This is a genomic window from Salinivibrio sp. EAGSL (assembly GCF_013366455.1).
Classification (GTDB): domain Bacteria; phylum Pseudomonadota; class Gammaproteobacteria; order Enterobacterales; family Vibrionaceae; genus Salinivibrio; species Salinivibrio costicola.
On the sequence record NZ_JABWMG010000005.1, the window covers coordinates 1 to 16,781 of the forward strand.

Genomic DNA, 16,781 nt, shown 5'->3' on the forward strand with positions numbered 1-16,781 from the left:
AATCTGGTCAGCCATCCGGTCAACGTGTTCATAAACCATTCAAATTCACCGTCGCGCTAAATAAAGCCGTCCCGCTGCTTTATAACGCACTGTCTTCGGGCGAGAAAATGTCGACAGTAGAGCTGAAATGGTACCGTACCTCAATTGAAGGTAAGCAAGAAAACTTCTTTACCACCAAATTAGAAAGCGCCTCTATCGTGGATATCCATTGTGAAATGCCACACTGCCAAGATCCGGCGAAGTCAGACTTCACTCAGAACCTGACCGTGTCGATGTCTTATCGCAAAATTACCTGGGACCACGTCAACGCAGGTACTTCAGGCTCTGATGACTGGCGCAAGCCGGTTGAAGCTTAATTGCTATTGCTAGGTTGCGTCGGCTTTGTGCCGGCGCTTCACCATTTGTTTAGCAGCGTTCGTTTTCCAGAGAGCGTTGCTAGACAAGTGTTCACTGTTGCGGGAACAAGATTCGGGAGACATCATGGCGAAATTACGTTTTGAATTTAGCGTCGAAGGCCTAGAGCCAGACACGTTTGTGGTCAGAGAATATCAGGGCAACGAGTCCCTCTCTGCTGCGGCGTTCGACCAGCAAGCTTGCAACGGGTTTCGTTATTCGATTGCATTGGCAAGTCGCGATCATTCCCTAACCCCTGACCAATTAGTGGATTGCCAAGCCACGCTTGCTCTCTATCGCAACGGGCAATGTGAGCGTCGTATTCGCGGTATCATTCGTCAATTTTCCCAAGGGGATATTGGTCATCATCACACTTATTATGATGTTGAATTAGTGGCTGAAATTGAGCGTCTATCACTACGGCAAAATAGTCGTGTATTCCAACATCAGACGGTTCCCCAAGTTATTTCGATCTTGTTGCAAGAAATGCGTATTACGGATGTCGGTTTTGGGCTGACAAAAGAATATGCAGAGCGTGAATTTTGTGTTCAATACCGAGAAACGGATCTCACCTTTTTTCATCGTATTGCCGCAGAAGAGGGGTTGATGTATTGCTTTGTTTGGAAAGAGGACAAGCAGCTTTTATATATCACTGACTCGCCCTTTTCGCTTCCCGCCCTTAAACAGCCGATTGTGCATAACGCTCAGGCTGCAGGTGTCGTCGATGAGCCTTATATTCGTGCCATCGAAAAGCACACTCGGATAATCCCGTCATCACTGGAGATGAAGGATTATAGCTTTAAAAAGCCGAATTATAGCTTCTTACAGCAAGTGAATATGTCCGACATTGACCATCAGCGCCAAGACTACGATGTTTATGATTTTCCAGGTCGATATAAAGACGATACGCAAGGTAAACATTTAACCCAGATACGCCAAGAATTTCTGGCACGTGACAAAGTCACGGCGACTGGGGAAAGTAATCATTTTCTTGTGCAGGCGGGTCATGCATTTGAAATGCAAGATCATCTCGACCGTACCATGAATCAAAAGTGGCAAGTAGTGCGCGCTCAGCATTACGGCACCCAACCTCAAGCAGTTGAAGAAGAAGGCGGCACTGGCGCCACTACCTATCATAATCGGTTTACGGTGATCCCGGCCTCTATCCCTTGGCGGGCCACTCCACACCCTAAGCTACAGGTGGACGGCCCTTTAATAGGGGTTGTGGTTGGGCCTGAAGGCGAAGAAATTTTCTGTGACGAATATGGCCGAGTAAAAGTTCATTTCCCTTGGGATCGTTACTCGAGTGGAAACGATAAAAGTAGCTGCTGGATACGGGTGTCTCAAGGTTGGGCGGGGAGCCAATACGGCATGATGGCGATTCCACGTATTGGCCATGAGGTGATTGTGTCGTTTTTACATGGTGACCCCGACCAACCGATCATCACTGGCCGGACCTATCACGCGACCAATGTATCCCCTTATACATTGCCGGCCCATAAAACCAAGACGGTTTGGCGCAGTGAAAGCCACCAAGGCGAGGGCTACAACGAGCTCACGTTTGAAGATCAATCGGGCAGTGAGCAAGTGTATTTGCATGCTCAGCGTGATTGGCAATCAGGCGTGGAAAATGATGTCGTTACGCAGGTGCGGCATAATGAGCATCAAAAAGTGGACCATGATTCTTTGTCGGCTGTTATGAGTAACCAGCATGTGACGGTCGATAAGCAATCACGAACACGAGTGAAAAAAGATGCCACAATTGCCGTTTCTGGAGGGATACATGAAAAAATCGATAACCGCTTCGCCGCAACGGCGGGACGTGAGGTGCATCTAAAAGCAGGCGCAAATGTCGTGCTTGATGCAGGTACGGAGGTTACGGTAACCGCCGGTGGGAGCGTAATGAAGGTTGATGCGGCCGGGGTGCACCTTATTGGTCCAGCGATCAATTTAAACGCTGGCGGAAGTCCTGGTAGTGGCTCTGGGTACCAAGGACAGCCAGCGAAATCGCCACGCTCAGTGAACAAACCTTGATCGTTTAATGCAAACTAAGAAATTTGAGGAAAGATATGCCCAAAGCAGCACTTGTTGGCCATGTGGGAACCGCGCATGATGGATTTCCACCTACACCGATTGTGGCGGGGTCGTCAACAGTAAAAGTTGACGGGATACCCGTAGTTCGTAAAGGTGATCCTCTGGCACCGCATAGTAAACCGAAACACCCGCCTCATGGGCGAGCGGTAAATGCGGGTTCCGGTAGCGTTATGATTGATGGAAAACCAGCCGCTCGTATTGGTGATGCAGTGAGTTGTGGCGGTGTGATTGTAGGAGGTTCAAGTGTCAACATTGGTTAATACCCCGTCAATGCTTAAAGCAAGCGTGTATGCATGCCTAGTCATGCTAAGTGGACAAGTACATGCCGAACAAGTTGAAGTTGAAGCCACACCTTTTGTGCAACTAGAGCCGGTTGAAAAAATCGCGGATGACTATGATATCCAGGCGATGACGCCAGAGGCAATATTTGAGCATGGACGTTTGTCTCGCGCTCAGTTCCATTACCAACGAGCTGAAAAATATCTACGTGCAGCGGCGGATCAAGGTATTGTTCCTGCCGCTTATTTATACGCTGTGCTCGTCAGTGATGATGGTAATAAGCTCGATTATTCGCCGGTTGCGCAGCAGTATCTCACGCAGGCCGCAAAGGCGGATTATATTCCAGCCATGAAATTACTGGTTGAAAAAGGCCATTGGTTATCGGCAAATCATCGTACTATTTGGCGCTATAAGTATGAAGAAGCACTAGCAGCTTGGTATGAAAAAGCACCTAAAGACGCAGCATTCAGTCTGTATCAGTACATTTATCCAACAGACAAAAAGAAAGCTGAGCAGTATTTAGAAGAGGCGATTGCGGCGAATGATGTTGATGCCTTGTTACATAAAGCATCGCAAATAGAACTGGCTGAGCGCGGCTTTTATCTTTTCCCCAGCTCTCGCCTTGATGCGGCCGCTGAAGTAAAAAAACAGATTGCCAATGCGGGTGGGATCCCCGGTACTAAGAGTTTATATCGTGATTTTATCCGTCGAGGGGAAAGCCATAAAGCGGTGGCGTGGCGCGAAAAAGCGATTGAACAAGGGGATCTTATGTCTCTTGCTGCCCTGGGGCGTCTGTACACCACAAACTACATGCCTGAAGACGCTGAGTATACTGATGGGCTCGTTTATCTTTCTGCCTACTTGGATGTGGTTGGTCAAGGACGGTTCGTGACTTTGAGAGAGCAGGCAATGGAGCAGTTTGAGCTCGCGTCTTCGCGAGTATCAAATGACGTCATTGAAAAGGTAGAACAAAGAGCGGCTGAATTGCGTAGGACACACATGTTCTTTCATTATGATCGCTACTGGCAAAAAACGGCTTTAAAGAAAGAACCCGCAACTAAGCCAGTGAGTTAATTGCGAGCGAGCGTTGTTTCTACTTTCTGAGCGGCCACATCACCGAGGCATTGATACATCGGTTCGATGTTGGTCGTTTCTTTATACGTCTCTCAGTTGTACCTCTCAATTATACCGTTAGACTAAACATCTCTGCCATCGACATCGCAATATTGTTATCGTAATACGCCGCCTCGTTAATAAAGTGCGGATACGCAGTGTACTTTCCTTCCCAAGCGACTTCGCGACCGTCAAAGCACATGAATAAAGGATCGCCAGGTACTATCGGCTCAAAGTCTTTGTCTTGCACGTTTTGGTGCACCATACCGATGCGCTCTCCTTGTGCATTTTGGGGTAGATGTAAGGTTTCTTTATAGCGATAAGCCGTTACTTGCGCGGGTAGCTCTGGCACCTTGTCGATATTAAAGAGATGCACAAAATCGAGAATATGCGTCGTCATTTCTTGCATGGATTCCATTACATCATGGCGTAATACGGATTGCGGTTGAGGACCAACCTCAACAATGACGCCTTGCTTCGCCACTGAGCATAAAAAAGCGTGTTGAAGCGGCTCGAGATGATCTTCTACTAAAATAATGGCATCGGGCATACGCTCACTGATATAGGCAGCAAGCTGTTTATTGAATGTGTCTAATGCGAGCAAAATGAGCGTAGGCCCCATGTTGCTGGTGGTGTTGTGTAAATCGATGATGAAATCGACGCGAGGATCGCCTTTAGGACCTAGCTGTTGATTGAGGACTTTTGCGCGACTTTGCTCGTAGTTTGTTAAGGTGAGATCGGCGAGCCCTTGAGGATCGAATTGTCGATTTAAGTCACAATCGAGATAACGTTTGTTTGCATGATAAGCCGACGGATTCGCGAACACATGCTCCGTTGAAAAACTATCCCGAGTCGTAACAGATGTATTGGTTTGCCACTGTTTTAGTGCGTAAATCCCGCTAAACTCATTGCCATGGGTGCCACCGACGATGGCCACTTGACTGAAGCGACTCATGAGAACTCCTTGTGTTGAATGGAAAAACATCCGCTTATGTCGTGGTGCTAGCTTAGCATCGATACTTGTAGAGATTAATAGAATAATTTTTCTTTTATATTGGTTTTTTATTCAAAGGTTAAGAGAGGAAAAGTGTTCAGGCAATCTTTGCGTCAGTTCACACTTCAGCAGCATTGAACCGGTTAGGCTGAGATAAAAACAAAAGAGAGGTAAGGCATGAGTAATAAGTTTCCTGACAATTTCTTATGGGGTGGCGCGGTTGCCGCGCATCAGGTAGAGGGTGGATGGAACTGTGATGGTAAAGGCGTGAGTATCGTTGATGTGCTTACCAAAGGTGAGCACGGCGTGCCGCGTAAGATTACCGAGCAAGTCCAGGCTGAAGAAACGTATCCCAACCATCAAGCGGTTGATTTTTACCATCGTTACCGCGACGACATTGCGATGTTCGCAGAGATGGGATTTAAATGCTTTCGGACGTCGATTGCGTGGTCCCGTATTTTCCCAAATGGGGATGAAGCGACCCCTAACGAAGCGGGACTGGCGTTTTATGATGGATTGATTGATTGCTTGTTAGAGCATGATATCGAGCCTGTCATTACATTGTCGCACTTTGAGATGCCGCACCACCTTGTCAGTGAATATGGTGGCTGGGCAAATCGAGCGGTCGTGGATCACTTCGTTCGTTTTTGTGAAGCCGTATTAACGCGCTACCGTGACAAAGTCACCTATTGGATTACCTTCAACGAGATCAATAACCAGCTTAACTGGGATTATCCGTTATTTGGTTATTGTAATTCGGGGGTGGTGTTTACCGAGCACGACCACCCTGAGCAAACCTTGTATCAAGTGCTACATCACCAATTTGTGGCCAGTGCCAAAGTGGTCGCACTGGGGCATGTGATTAATCCTGAATTTAGCATTGGCAGCATGATCCACATGATGCCTTTGTATCCTGCGACGTGCCATCCGGATGACATGTTAGCATCACAGCAAGCGATGCGAGATAAATACCTGTGCAGTGATGTACAGATAAGGGGTCATTACCCTCACTACATTTGGCCTCAATGGGCAAGCAAAGGAATTAAGGTGGTGATGCACGATGATGATGCGCAGATCTTAAAAAATGGTCAGGCGGATTTTTTGGCAATCAGTTACTACATGACCAATATTGTCGATGCTAATCCGCCAGAACAAGATGAAAATGCCTTGTTCAGCGCTAGTCGATTGAATCCACATTTGCCGGCGTCGGATTGGGGCTGGCAGATCGATCCGAAAGGGCTACGTTATGCACTTTCAGAGTTGTACGAACGCTATGAATTGCCCATTTTTGTGGTTGAAAATGGTCTAGGGGCGGTGGATATTCCCGATCAAACCGGCGCAATCAACGATGATTATCGTATCGACTATTTGTCGCAACACATTGAAGCGCTTGAAGAGGCGATTTCACTCGATGGTGTGGATGTGATGGGATACACGCCTTGGGGATGTATTGATTGTGTATCTTTCACCACCGGAGAATACCGCAAGCGGTATGGGTTCATTTATGTTGATCGTCATGACGATGGCAGTGGTGACTTTTCTCGCTCCCGTAAAAAAAGCTTTGACTGGTATAAACAGGTCATTGCCAACAATGGCTTGGCGGGCTAGAGGATAGGCTAAAAGGGACGCGTTCGGCGTCCCTTTTGCTTTTATCGCTATACGACCGCTAGGATGAAGATGACGGTTTACACGTTAGGTTGATAATCAAATTCAATCACTTCGCCGTATTCAATGCCTTGTTCACGATAACCCACGATCGCCTCTATCACATTAAAATGTGCGACGACGGCAATGGTTGAATACTCGTGATACATGTCGAGCACAGCGCTCACGCGACGGTGCAAAGCTGTTGCGGATTCATAACCGGCGTTAGTAACCTCATTACCGTTGGCAAACAGCTCTCTATACTCAATCCAGCGACGATCGCGTTCAGAAAGAGGAATATAGCTCCCCTTTATATCCGCTTGCCATTCGCGTAAATCGTGCTCAACAAACAGATCTTTTTGCAGCTGTCGGTTGAGAATTTCTGCTGTTTGCAGGGCGCGCGTATAGGGCGACGACAATATAATATCCGCTTGTTGTAAGGCAGAGTGACTGGCCAAGGCCTGGATGTCTGGAATACACGCACGTTGTAGTGGCGCATAATCTTTTTCTAACTGACTCATCTGACGAGCATCTGCCAAAGCGTAATCGGTTTTTCCATGGCGGACAAAGACGACTTTCATCGGACTTCCTTCTCTAGCGTCGATCATGGCTATCAGCTTGCGGACATGTTTAGCAAGTGACATCCATTTGGACCAACGGTTGCTACAACCTCATTTGACATTGGGTTGTAGCATACCGTCATGATGCTGTCATGAAACGCCAGAAGGATAAAGGACATGACGTGAGCGAGCTCGCTATTTTTGATGATGGCGGTCAAGTATATTAATACGATTCCGTCCTTCCTCTTTCGCTTGATACAGACGTTGGTCTGCCATTTCTAGCAGATAAGAGTCAGTGGTTTCATCGGTCGGTTGCAAAATGATCCCGCCAATGCTCACTGTAATCGTCTTGCCATCTGGGTTTTTCGCATGGGTGAGGCCAAGTGCCGCAATGTCATCATGAATCGCATCAGCTAATGCATGAAGCTGAGAGGCGTAGTGGGTTGAAAGCGTGATAGCAAACTCTTCTCCTCCAAACCTTGCAACCGAGCCTTGAAAGGCTTGGGTTTGCTTGAGCAGTACCCGCGCAATCTTAGTGAGTACATCATCGCCTTTTAGATGCCCATACTCATCGTTGTACGCTTTGAAGTGATCGACATCGATCATCATTACCGCAACAGGTAAGTCATTCTCAATACCATGACGGATATGGCTCTTTAGCTCACGTTTAAAGGGGCGGCGTGTGCTCAGGCGAGTGAGGTCATCTGTCTCTGCCTGTACTTTCAGTTTTTCGTTGGCTGCGATCAGTTCTTCTTGCAACTGTTCCATAGCAAAGTGGTTGCGCTCTCGAATCATGACTTCACTAATCGCCGTCGCAAAGCGCTTCAATAGTAACGTTTTGTTGTTATCCCAGATAAACGGTAATTGACGATTCGCCACCGTGATCATCCCAAAGCTCTTGCGGCCGTCGGTTAGTGGAAAAGCGGCAAAAGAGAGAATATGTCGTTGACGCAACCACGATCGTTCATTCATGGCATCATCGCCCAGCTGGCCAACGTGAGGGACCACCAATGTATCGGTATCTGCAAGCCAGCGTTTGATCATGTGCATGTCACTTAAATCCACTGTTTTTGGTGCAAAGTCGGCCTCTCCTGGCCAATAACAGCGACGTTCAGCGCGGTTCGAATCAAAGGCATACCAGCCGATGGCCTCTACTCCTAATAGTGACGCCATTTGCGGGAAAATAAGCTCAACGTCCTCGGTGATATGTTGAGAGTCAGCGCGTAGAAATTGAATCGAGATATCAGCCAATAATGAGCTCGCATTCGACTGCCAATTCAGTGCTTTTGTGCGTTGTTCTACTTGTTCTTCGAGCAACGTTTGATGTTGGCGTAGCTCGCGTTCTGTGATGCGTTTTTGTAATAAATCGTCTTTGATTCGGGACTGGAGCGAATTGATTGAACGAGAAACTTTACCAATCTCATCATTACGTTGAATTAATTGAATCGGCACACTACTTTGGCTGATTCTATCGGCTTGGTAATAGTCTAAAGTCGTTGCAAGTTGCTTGAGTGGCCGAGAGCAAAGCCGATTTAGCACCCAGAGAATCAACAATGAAATCATCAATGTTTCGGTAAAATGAACGGCAGCAATAGGCACGGTACTACTCAATGCTTCACGCTTTACCTCGCTGTGATCAAGAACGATATTCAGAGTACCAATATTATTACCTTGAACACTCAGCAGTGCTTGGTGGTTGGCGTCACAATGACGACTGGTGTGATTAACTTCGGTAACCGTCGTGCCATCAAAACCTGTGACGTCGACCCGACAGACGGTGGGCGTCATCGCTAACCCTTTGACACTGCGGCGTACGAGTTCTAAATCAACAATCCATAATGCATGGCTAATGACCCGAGCTGAATTTTGGCTGCGGCTTTCCACCAGTTGCGTTGTGGTTGTTAGTGCTCGCTGATAGTTGATATACATTTGCGTCAGGGTCGTCCCAATAGCAAAGAGCAAACTAATGGCGAGCACGATAAAGGCGACGCGAGTTTGAAGACCACGTAAGTTAATAGCGCGTTTTGTCACTTAGTTATCCATATCCGTTGAATGAGGCGTACATCGGCTTTCGGTCCGTCGAGCCATTTTTAAAAATGGAATCTCGTGCCAAGCTTGTTTGCGCAACTGTGTAAAAAAGCGTGAATCGGGTGTAATTAAACGAAAAAGTGCATTATTGCATCTTTTTGGTGTTGGTAAGCCGCTATCGTGCGCATAAATATGGCTTAATGCAAGACCGGCTGCGGTGAAATGCCCACCTCCCAGTGCTGAAATAGTACCAGCCTCACGTAAAGCGAGCACCTTTTCTGATGTGTTGACTGTGGCAAAGAAGATATCCTCGCCTGGTGTCTTTCCTGCTTGCTTCGCGGCTTTCATTGCGCCAAATGCCATGTGGTCATTGGCCGTCCACACGTAACGTACATCCGGGTAGCGTTGCAACAAGGTGTGCATCTGCTCTTGGCTAATGGACTCATCCCATTGACCATGGACAATCTGACGCAAAGTAATATTTGGTTGTTCATCAAAAAAACGTTGACCCCCCGCTTCGCGTTGAACGGAGGCTGGCGTGGTGAGATCGCCCGAAATCATGACAGCGTCGCCAGACTCATTGTTACCTGCGTTTACCATTGCCTTCGCGATCGTATGACCAATGGCCTCGTTATCCGGAATGATGCTAGCTAGGAGATATTCTTGCCAATGCGTATCTTTTTCTATGGACATTTTTGTCTGTTCATCTATATCGTTTAAGATGACCTGAACGTAAATGGGATAATCGCGTAACATCGGTAGCAGATCATCCGCGGCTAATTTCTCATTAACGATGATGACATAATCGGGACGAGTCGGTTTATTTAAAGTGGCAGAGAGAATTTGGCGCATTGCAAAGTGATTACGATCTGCATGTCGAATGGTAAGGTCAAGATTCAACGCCTTGGCAGCAGCCTTGGCGTAATCGTCTACATCCTGCCAAAAGCTCTCATTGGCAAAGCCTGGATTGATAAAAAGTACTCTCGCCTGTTGTTGCGTCGTCGCGTAGGCAAGCGTATTGAAGAGCATGGCCACAGACGCAATCATCCATACCAACAGTGTGTTTTTCATTCTTATTACCAATCCTCGTATGTTTTTTCCCTTTTAGATATGATAGCGCATCTGTATAGGATTGATTGCGATGAAATCTTACAACAATAAAAAGACGTTTAGGCGCCATTTCCCAATGGATTTTTATGGCGACGGTGAAGGATGGCGTTTTGCTGTGCGTGCCGAATCTCCTGGCCAAGTTTTAGCGGCTAAATGCTGGGTTGCTTGTTTGAGTGTTCGCCGTCGAGCCTTTCGTATTGTTGATTTAGCTGTCGATAGCTTTAATTATGTGGATGGTGTGTTTGACGCGGCAGGATTGACTGGTATTGAGTTGGGGACAAACATGCGTATTCGGCGTCAGGGGCAAGTGGTTACGGTCGATGCATTGAACAACCGGTATGGTGCTTTGTGGACCCACCGCGAGGCGTCTATCCCATCGGTATGTATCAAGCCTGCTAACAAGATCGCAATCTCTTAGTCTCCCGCTGCTCGATAAGGCTATTCAGTGTCATACTGAAAAGAAAAGGCGGCAGCGTATGGTTTTTCTCGTCATAACAGCACTTACCGTTTTAGGTGGCGTGCTGGCAGGTGAACACTTTCATTCCTATCTTTTAGGCTTTGGCGTCGCTAGTACTGCCGTGGGAGTTTGTTATTGGATCACCTTTCGTAGCACGCATTATCCGCAGTTTGCTTTATTTTTGTTGTTGCTCGGTGTGGCGGCCAAAATGACAGTGACTGCGGCGGGTGTACTCCTCGGGTTAAAGCACTCGCTTATGACCTCTCCGTTTGTGTTTTCTTTGTCTTATCTTTTCTTTTTGTTTGCGTCGACCTATTGCTACTTTCGTTACCGCGAATATTGGTTAACACGTTTTCGACATAAAGATTTACAATGATTGACTCTAGTGCCGCTATCAAGCAAATAAATCATAGAGTTGGGGGGATGTGTGGATAAACTGGCGGATGATCTTCATCAAAAGCTATTTAACGAGGAAGACGCGCGGGCGTGTAAAGACATTGATGGCAGTGCGTGTCGCGAAGTACCGGGGAATTTTTTTCGTATTATCCTCAGCCAAGGGCTAACTAAAATCGGCGACGCGGTATCTAACCCAAAAATCGTATTACCAGCGCTGTTAACCGCTGTGGGTGCCCCCTTGGCCTTGGTTGGGCTGCTTGTGCCGATTCGAGAGGCGGGGTCGTTAGTGCCTCAGTTAGGTATTGCCGGTTATGTCCGCCAATTTGCGGTACGTAAGTGGGCATGGGTGGCCGGCTCTGTTATTCAAGGGGCTTGTATCCTGGCAATGGCCATCGCAGCGTTGCTTTTAACTGGTCAAGTGGCTGGCTGGAGCATTGTTGGCTTGCTGGTGATCTTTAGTTTGGCGCGAGGCCTGTGCTCGGTGGCATCGAAAGATGTTTTGGGTAAAACCATTCCTAAACCCCAGCGGGGACGCTTGAATGGCTGGTCGTCAAGCTTGGCGGGTGCGGTCACGATTGCAGCGGGTGTGGGTTTATTTAGTGTTTCTGATCAGCAACATGTTTGGGTGTACTGTGCGCTACTAGCATTCGGTGCTGCGCTCTGGTGGGTGGCAGCGGCGCTCTACAGCCAGGTGGATGAATACGAAGGGGCCACTGAAGGCGGTGCCAATGCGCTGACGCATGCGCTTTCTAAACTACGCTTACTGGTGGATGATAGACGGCTGCGCCATTTTGTGATCACGCGCTCCCTGTTACTGTGTTCGGCCTTATCCGCGCCCTATTATGTGTTGTTAGCCAGTCAGCATAGCCAAGCGTTGGCGATCACCACCGCAAGTTTTGTCGCAATTAGCGGCGTTGCGAGCCTCATTTCTGCACCTTTTTGGGGACTTTTTGCCGATCATTCTAGCCGCCAAGTGATGATGATCGCCGCCGTGGTCACGGCGGTACTGGGGCTGGTGGTGGTCAGTATTAGTCAGTGGTACCCCACGCTTTTCTCATTGGCGTGGGTGTTGCCTGGCGTCTATTTTGTCCTGACCATTGCTCACGAGGGCGTGCGTCTTGGGCGTAAAACCTACATTGTGAATATGGCCGAAGGTAATCGGCGCACTGATTATGTTTCAGTCAGCAATACACTCATTGGTCTCGTTTTGTTATTGATGGGCGCGGCTACTGCGTGGCTTAGTCAATGGGGGATCATGGTCGTCATTTCGGTATTGTCCGTTTTTGGTTTACTCGGCGCATTAATGGCGCGCGCGCTGCCTGAAGTAGAACGCTAAGCCGACGGCGGAACAGAAAAAAGGCGCTGAATCCGTCAGCGCCTTTTTTGATTGGCTCTAATCCTTAGACTTTAAATTGGCTAATTAGGCGTTTGAGCTCGTCACCGGAGTGGTTCAAGTCTGATGCTGTGTGCGCAGAGTCATTGCTGGCACTGAGTAATTGGCTCACAATATCTCGGATAGAAATCAAATTGCGGTGGATATCCTCGGTGACTGTGGTTTGCTCCGCGGCCGCAGACGCAATATGGGTGGTCATGTCATTGATTTGGGTGATCGCATTGCTCACCGAATCAATGCCGCTGCCAATTTCGTTGGATGCCTCTGAGGTTTGCTGGCAGGTGTCATTGCTTTGTTTCATGCCCTCGACGGCCTGATTCACATAAGACTGCAGCTCGTCTAACATCTCTCGAATTTCGTGAGTGCTTTTTTGCGTGCGACTCGCGAGGGTTCTCACCTCATCGGCTACCACTGCGAAGCCTCGTCCTTGTTCACCGGCCCGTGCCGCTTCAATCGCCGCATTCAAGGCCAATAGATTGGTTTGTTCGGCAATATCGCCAATCACAGACAGCACGCCGGTGATTTTATGCGACTGCTCGTTGAGCGAATCAACGTTGTTACTCGATGTATTCATTTGCTCCACCAGTGTTTTCATGGAGTTAATGGAAAACTCGACTTTGTCTTGTGCCTGACGTGCATCACCGGTGGCGGCACTGGTGGCATCTGCAACTTGTGTGGCACTTTGAGAGACCTCTTGTGCGGCAGAGCTCATTTCGGTCACCGCCGTGACCACTTGCTCGGTCTCGTTATCGTGCGTTTGTAATTGGCTAGCAAACTGTGCGGCTTGGCTGTCTATATCACGAGCGGACTGGCTGACTTTTTCCGTGACTTCGACGACGCTGCGGATGGTGGTTTGCAGCTTGTCGATAAAGCGATTAAATGCATTGCCCAGCAAAGCTATCTCGTCGTGCCCTTTAACCGTTAGACGTTGGGTCAGGTCGCCATCGCCGTCGGCAATATCATTGAGGTTGTCCAGCATGTCTTTCACTGGCGTTGACATCCGTTGGGCAACAAACGCAACCGCAACAAAGGTAACAATCAGAATAATAATCCCGGCAATGACCATTCGTGCAGTTTGTGCCGCTAATGCTTCCTCTGCGTTTTCACGGAACTCGGCAACGCGTGCCTCAATGTCGTCAATATACGCCCCTGTGCCCAACATCCATTGGCCGTTATTGACCATATTGGCATAGCCAATCTTTTCAATCAGTTCATCGGTGCCCGGTTTTTGATAGAGGTAGGTGAAGGTGCCATCGCCACTTTGCGCTGCTTCGAGTAGACCCACAATAATTTTGTTGCCTTTGGGATCAGTAAGATTGATCAAGGACCGGCCTTCTAGCTCTGGCTTTAAGGCATGGAATACGTTGTTGCCTTGTTTATCGTAGATGTAAAAGTAGCCAGCCTTACCAAAGGTCACTTCGCGCAGTGCGTCTTTGACATTTTGTGTAGCATCGCCGCCCGCTTGCTGTGCGTTTTTTACCACAGTCGCGGCAATTTCGGTGGCTTCGCGAAGTTGCATTTTTCGCTCATCAATCAGCTTGGTTCGAAAAGTGATAATGTTCTCTTCGACCAGCTCACGCTCGTAATAAGTAGTGATAAACAATGTGATGAGAATGGATAATACCAAAGGTACAATGGCAAGCACTAAAAGCTTCCCGCGCAGCATTAACTTCAACATACCAGATACCTTGTGTTATTTGTGATTTCGAGTTTGCTAAAGTATGGAAGACATTTTGCCCGTTTGCCGCGCAAAAAGCCCTTTATTTGATATGGGTTGGCAAATGTCTTGTAATGCTTAATGGCTGTCTAACTTATTGCTCAAGCTTATTTTCACTAACCATATGAATTGAAAAAAAATTTATACTATAAAAACCGTAAGGTAGAGCAAAGTCAGTGAAATCGAGGGAATGATGAAACTAAACGCAGACATGGGTGAGAGCTTTGGTGCGTGGACGATGGGAATGGATAGCGCGCTGATGCCATGGATTGATATGGCCAATATCGCGTGTGGCTTTCATGCCTCTGATCCTGATGTAATGGCGGCCACGGTCGCACTCGCAGTAAAGCACAATGTGAGTATTGGTGCTCATCCCGGCTACGCCGATAAGCAGGGCTTTGGCCGTCGTCATATTGATCATACCCCAGCACAACTTAGTCACCTCGTTCGCTATCAAATCGGCGCATTACAAGGGATCTGTGCACGCTTTAATGCGAGCCTTGATTATGTGAAGCCCCATGGTGCGCTGTATAACACCATGATGGTGGACAATGGTTGCTTTGAGGCGGTATTGGCTGCGGTGGCTGATACGCTGCCTAATACACCTTTAATGGTGCTGGCACTGCCAGATAACCGTCGGCATCGCCAGCTTGCCCAACAAGCCGGTGTGCCGCTGATTTTTGAGGCCTTTGCCGATAGAGCCTATCTGGCGTCAGGGCAATTGGCGCCGCGCGATTTACCGGGCGCTGTGTTAGATGACGCCAACGCGATGATTGCGCAGGTGTTGCAGTTATCTCAACATGGCACGGTGACAACCCTTGAGGGACAAACGCTCTCTCTGTCGCCGGATACGGTGTGTGTGCATGGAGATAATCCACAATCGGTCGAGGCGATAAAACAACTCAGAAAGGCCTTAACACCATGACACTCAAGGTTGAGCAGGTCAGTGAAACCACGGTGATGATCCGGTTGGGTAATGAGATCGATCTTGCCTTAGTCCCACAGTTATCTACGCTGTGTGAGCGAATCCAGCAACACTTTGGCCGTGGTGTGGTTGAGTTAATTCCCGCCTACACCAGCGTTCTGGTGGAAGTGAATGTTCGCTTACTCTCGCCAGAAACGTTGAAAACGTGGGTGATGAATCAAGGCGATTCACTGCGAGTCACCCGTGACTCAGGGAGTGGAAAACACGTGACGTTGCCGGTGTATTATCATCCCTCGGTTGGGCCCGATCTGGCTGCGGTCGCCGAGTTTGCTGGCGTGAGTGAGCAAGAGGTGATTGCGCGACACAGCCAACAAACTTACACCGTCTGTGCGATTGGTTTCGCGCCCGGCTTTGCCTTTCTTGCGTCGGTGGATGAGACAATAGCCATGCCCCGTCATACCACGCCTCGTCATCAGATCCCCGCTGGCAGTGTGGGCATTGCACAACAGCAAACTGCGGTGTATCCGGCTACATCTCCTGCTGGTTGGCAAATTATTGGCAATTGTCCCAAGGTATTATTCAATCCCCGTCAATCGCCCATGATGCCGTTTGATGTAGGTGATACCGTCCGTTTTGAGCCAATGTCAGAGTGTGATTACCGCGCGGCAGGAGGTCAATGGTGGCAGGATTAACGGTGATCGACCCCGGGGTATTGAGCTTGGTGCAAGACACAGGGCGTTATGGGGTGGGCCAGCTTGGCTTAAGCCAAGGCGGGCCGGTCGATTGCCACGCATTTGCTTGGGCGAATTATTTACTCGATAACCCCGCAAAGACGCCGCTTGTCGAGATAACCATGGGTCAAGCACGTTTTCGTGCTGACCACGCGATGTCGATTGCCATCACCGGCGCAGACATGCAACCTTGTATTAATGGTCAGCGCGTGGGTATGTGGCAGACGTTAACGCTAAATACGGGTGATGAACTGCGTTTACGCTACGCGCGCCGCGGCTTGCGCGCCTATCTCTCGGTGCGTGGCGGGTGGGCGGTAGATGGCGCATTTGGCAGCGCAGCGACGGTGATGCGCAATCAACTCGGCGGCCTTCATTCCGGATTAGGTGAACAGGCGGGAGGGATGGCGCTCGCGAAAGGGGATGTGTTGCCTTGTCGACCGCATGCGCTGTTGCCAAAGGTGCGCGGTGTGCCGACACGTTTTATTCCTGACTACAATGCCCTGACCCCACTGGCGCTTGTGCCGGGGTATCAATTTGATAGCTTCAGCGCCGAGGCGCTAACGGCATTTTTTGATGGCGAATATACGGTCGATCAGCACAGTGATCGTATGGGCGTGCGGCTCAATGGACCAAGCGTCGTGAGCAAGCAACCGGGTATTGTTTCCGAAGGCATTGCGCTCGGGGCCGTGCAAGTGCCCCCTGACGGTCAGCCGATTGTACTACTTAACGACCGGCAAACACTCGGTGGTTATCCTAAGCTTGGCTGTTTAACCCGTGCCAGCTTAAGCATGTTGGCGCAAACGCGACCCGGCCAGACCGTGTGTTTTTATCCGGCGCGGCTGGCGGATGCATCGGCGCAATGGCAGACGTTTGTGCAGTTTTTTGACTGGCTGTATTCCGAAGAAAAACGGAAAGATGAGCCTCTCGAAAACAGAGGCTCGTGAAGG

Annotated in this window: 16 protein-coding genes; 11 read left to right on the forward strand and 5 right to left on the reverse strand. The window is 48.8% G+C overall.

The window, feature by feature from the left end; genetic code table 11:
* The 4 genes from tssD to HLG76_RS04095 form a co-directional block, all read left to right on the forward strand.
* Positions 1–356: type VI secretion system tube protein TssD (gene tssD / locus HLG76_RS04080; RefSeq protein ID WP_175993113.1), on the forward strand; the 356-nt coding region annotated here is incomplete at its 5' end.
* A gap of 124 nt (positions 357–480) precedes the next feature.
* Positions 481–2,427 carry a type VI secretion system tip protein TssI/VgrG gene (gene tssI, locus HLG76_RS04085; RefSeq protein ID WP_175993114.1) on the forward strand — a complete coding sequence of 649 codons (1,947 nt, stop codon included), beginning with the start codon at positions 481–483 and terminating at the stop codon, positions 2,425–2,427.
* 35 nt (positions 2,428–2,462) lie between these two features.
* Positions 2,463–2,747 carry a type VI secretion system PAAR protein gene (locus HLG76_RS04090; protein WP_021024293.1) on the forward strand — a complete coding sequence of 95 codons (285 nt, stop codon included), beginning with the start codon at positions 2,463–2,465 and terminating at the stop codon, positions 2,745–2,747.
* On the forward strand, positions 2,731–3,840 hold the full coding sequence (locus HLG76_RS04095; protein WP_175993115.1) for a sel1 repeat family protein: 1,110 nt from the start codon (positions 2,731–2,733) through the stop codon (positions 3,838–3,840). The genes HLG76_RS04090 and HLG76_RS04095 overlap by 17 nt, the downstream gene beginning before the upstream one ends.
* A gap of 109 nt (positions 3,841–3,949) precedes the next feature.
* Here HLG76_RS04095 and HLG76_RS04100 read toward each other — a convergent pair whose 3' ends face one another.
* On the reverse strand, positions 3,950–4,834 hold the full coding sequence (locus HLG76_RS04100) for an aspartoacylase (RefSeq protein WP_077577327.1): 885 nt from the start codon (positions 4,832–4,834) through the stop codon (positions 3,950–3,952).
* A 216-nt stretch (positions 4,835–5,050) separates the two neighbouring features.
* Between HLG76_RS04100 and HLG76_RS04105 the strand changes: the two genes are divergently transcribed.
* Entirely contained in the window at positions 5,051–6,481 is a 1,431-nt protein-coding gene (locus tag HLG76_RS04105) for a 6-phospho-beta-glucosidase (protein WP_175993116.1), read from the forward strand.
* Positions 6,482–6,558: 77 nt separating this feature from the next.
* Here the strand turns inward: HLG76_RS04105 and HLG76_RS04110 are convergent, their stop codons facing one another.
* The 3 genes from HLG76_RS04110 to HLG76_RS04120 all read right to left on the reverse strand — a co-directional run bounded on the left by HLG76_RS04110 (position 6,559) and on the right by HLG76_RS04120 (position 10,176).
* A complete protein-coding gene (locus HLG76_RS04110) occupies positions 6,559–7,098 on the reverse strand; it encodes a histidine phosphatase family protein (protein ID WP_077661435.1) in 540 nt (179 codons plus the stop codon).
* 174 nt (positions 7,099–7,272) lie between these two features.
* Positions 7,273–9,108 carry a GGDEF domain-containing protein gene (locus HLG76_RS15160; RefSeq protein WP_175993117.1) on the reverse strand — a complete coding sequence of 612 codons (1,836 nt, stop codon included), beginning with the start codon at positions 9,106–9,108 and terminating at the stop codon, positions 7,273–7,275.
* Entirely contained in the window at positions 9,109–10,176 is a 1,068-nt protein-coding gene (locus tag HLG76_RS04120; RefSeq protein ID WP_077576724.1) for an ABC transporter substrate-binding protein, read from the reverse strand.
* Positions 10,177–10,246: 70 nt separating this feature from the next.
* On the opposite strand from HLG76_RS04120, the gene HLG76_RS04125 reads away from it, so the two are divergent.
* From HLG76_RS04125 to HLG76_RS04135, 3 genes are read left to right on the forward strand one after another with little or no spacing between them, the layout of a single operon-like run.
* Positions 10,247–10,633: a hypothetical protein gene (locus HLG76_RS04125; RefSeq protein WP_131826342.1), complete on the forward strand. Its 387-nt coding sequence runs from the start codon at positions 10,247–10,249 to the stop codon at positions 10,631–10,633.
* Between the two features lie 58 nt (positions 10,634–10,691).
* The gene (locus HLG76_RS04130) at positions 10,692–11,048 is read left to right on the forward strand and encodes an NADH:ubiquinone oxidoreductase (protein ID WP_175993118.1); all 357 of its coding nucleotides are present in this window, start codon (positions 10,692–10,694) and stop codon (positions 11,046–11,048) included.
* Positions 11,049–11,099: 51 nt separating this feature from the next.
* Positions 11,100–12,404, forward strand: a complete 1,305-nt coding sequence (locus tag HLG76_RS04135) for an MFS transporter (RefSeq protein ID WP_077679262.1) — start codon at positions 11,100–11,102, stop codon at positions 12,402–12,404.
* Between the two features lie 64 nt (positions 12,405–12,468).
* On the opposite strand, the gene HLG76_RS04140 is transcribed toward HLG76_RS04135, so the two are convergent.
* Positions 12,469–14,139: a methyl-accepting chemotaxis protein gene (locus HLG76_RS04140; RefSeq protein WP_175993119.1), complete on the reverse strand. Its 1,671-nt coding sequence runs from the start codon at positions 14,137–14,139 to the stop codon at positions 12,469–12,471.
* A 220-nt stretch (positions 14,140–14,359) separates the two neighbouring features.
* Between HLG76_RS04140 and HLG76_RS04145 the strand changes: the two genes are divergently transcribed.
* The 3 genes from HLG76_RS04145 to HLG76_RS04155 are packed head-to-tail and all read left to right on the forward strand — an operon-like array spanning position 14,360 to position 16,778.
* The gene (locus HLG76_RS04145; protein WP_175993186.1) at positions 14,360–15,103 is read left to right on the forward strand and encodes a 5-oxoprolinase subunit PxpA; all 744 of its coding nucleotides are present in this window, start codon (positions 14,360–14,362) and stop codon (positions 15,101–15,103) included.
* Positions 15,100–15,795, forward strand: coding sequence for a 5-oxoprolinase subunit PxpB (gene pxpB / locus HLG76_RS04150; RefSeq protein ID WP_175993120.1), 696 nt, complete (start codon positions 15,100–15,102; stop codon positions 15,793–15,795). Before HLG76_RS04145 ends, pxpB begins: the two co-directional genes overlap by 4 nt.
* A complete protein-coding gene (locus tag HLG76_RS04155; RefSeq protein ID WP_175993121.1) occupies positions 15,780–16,778 on the forward strand; it encodes a biotin-dependent carboxyltransferase family protein in 999 nt (332 codons plus the stop codon). The genes pxpB and HLG76_RS04155 overlap by 16 nt, the downstream gene beginning before the upstream one ends.
* Positions 16,779–16,781: the final 3 nt, after the last annotated feature.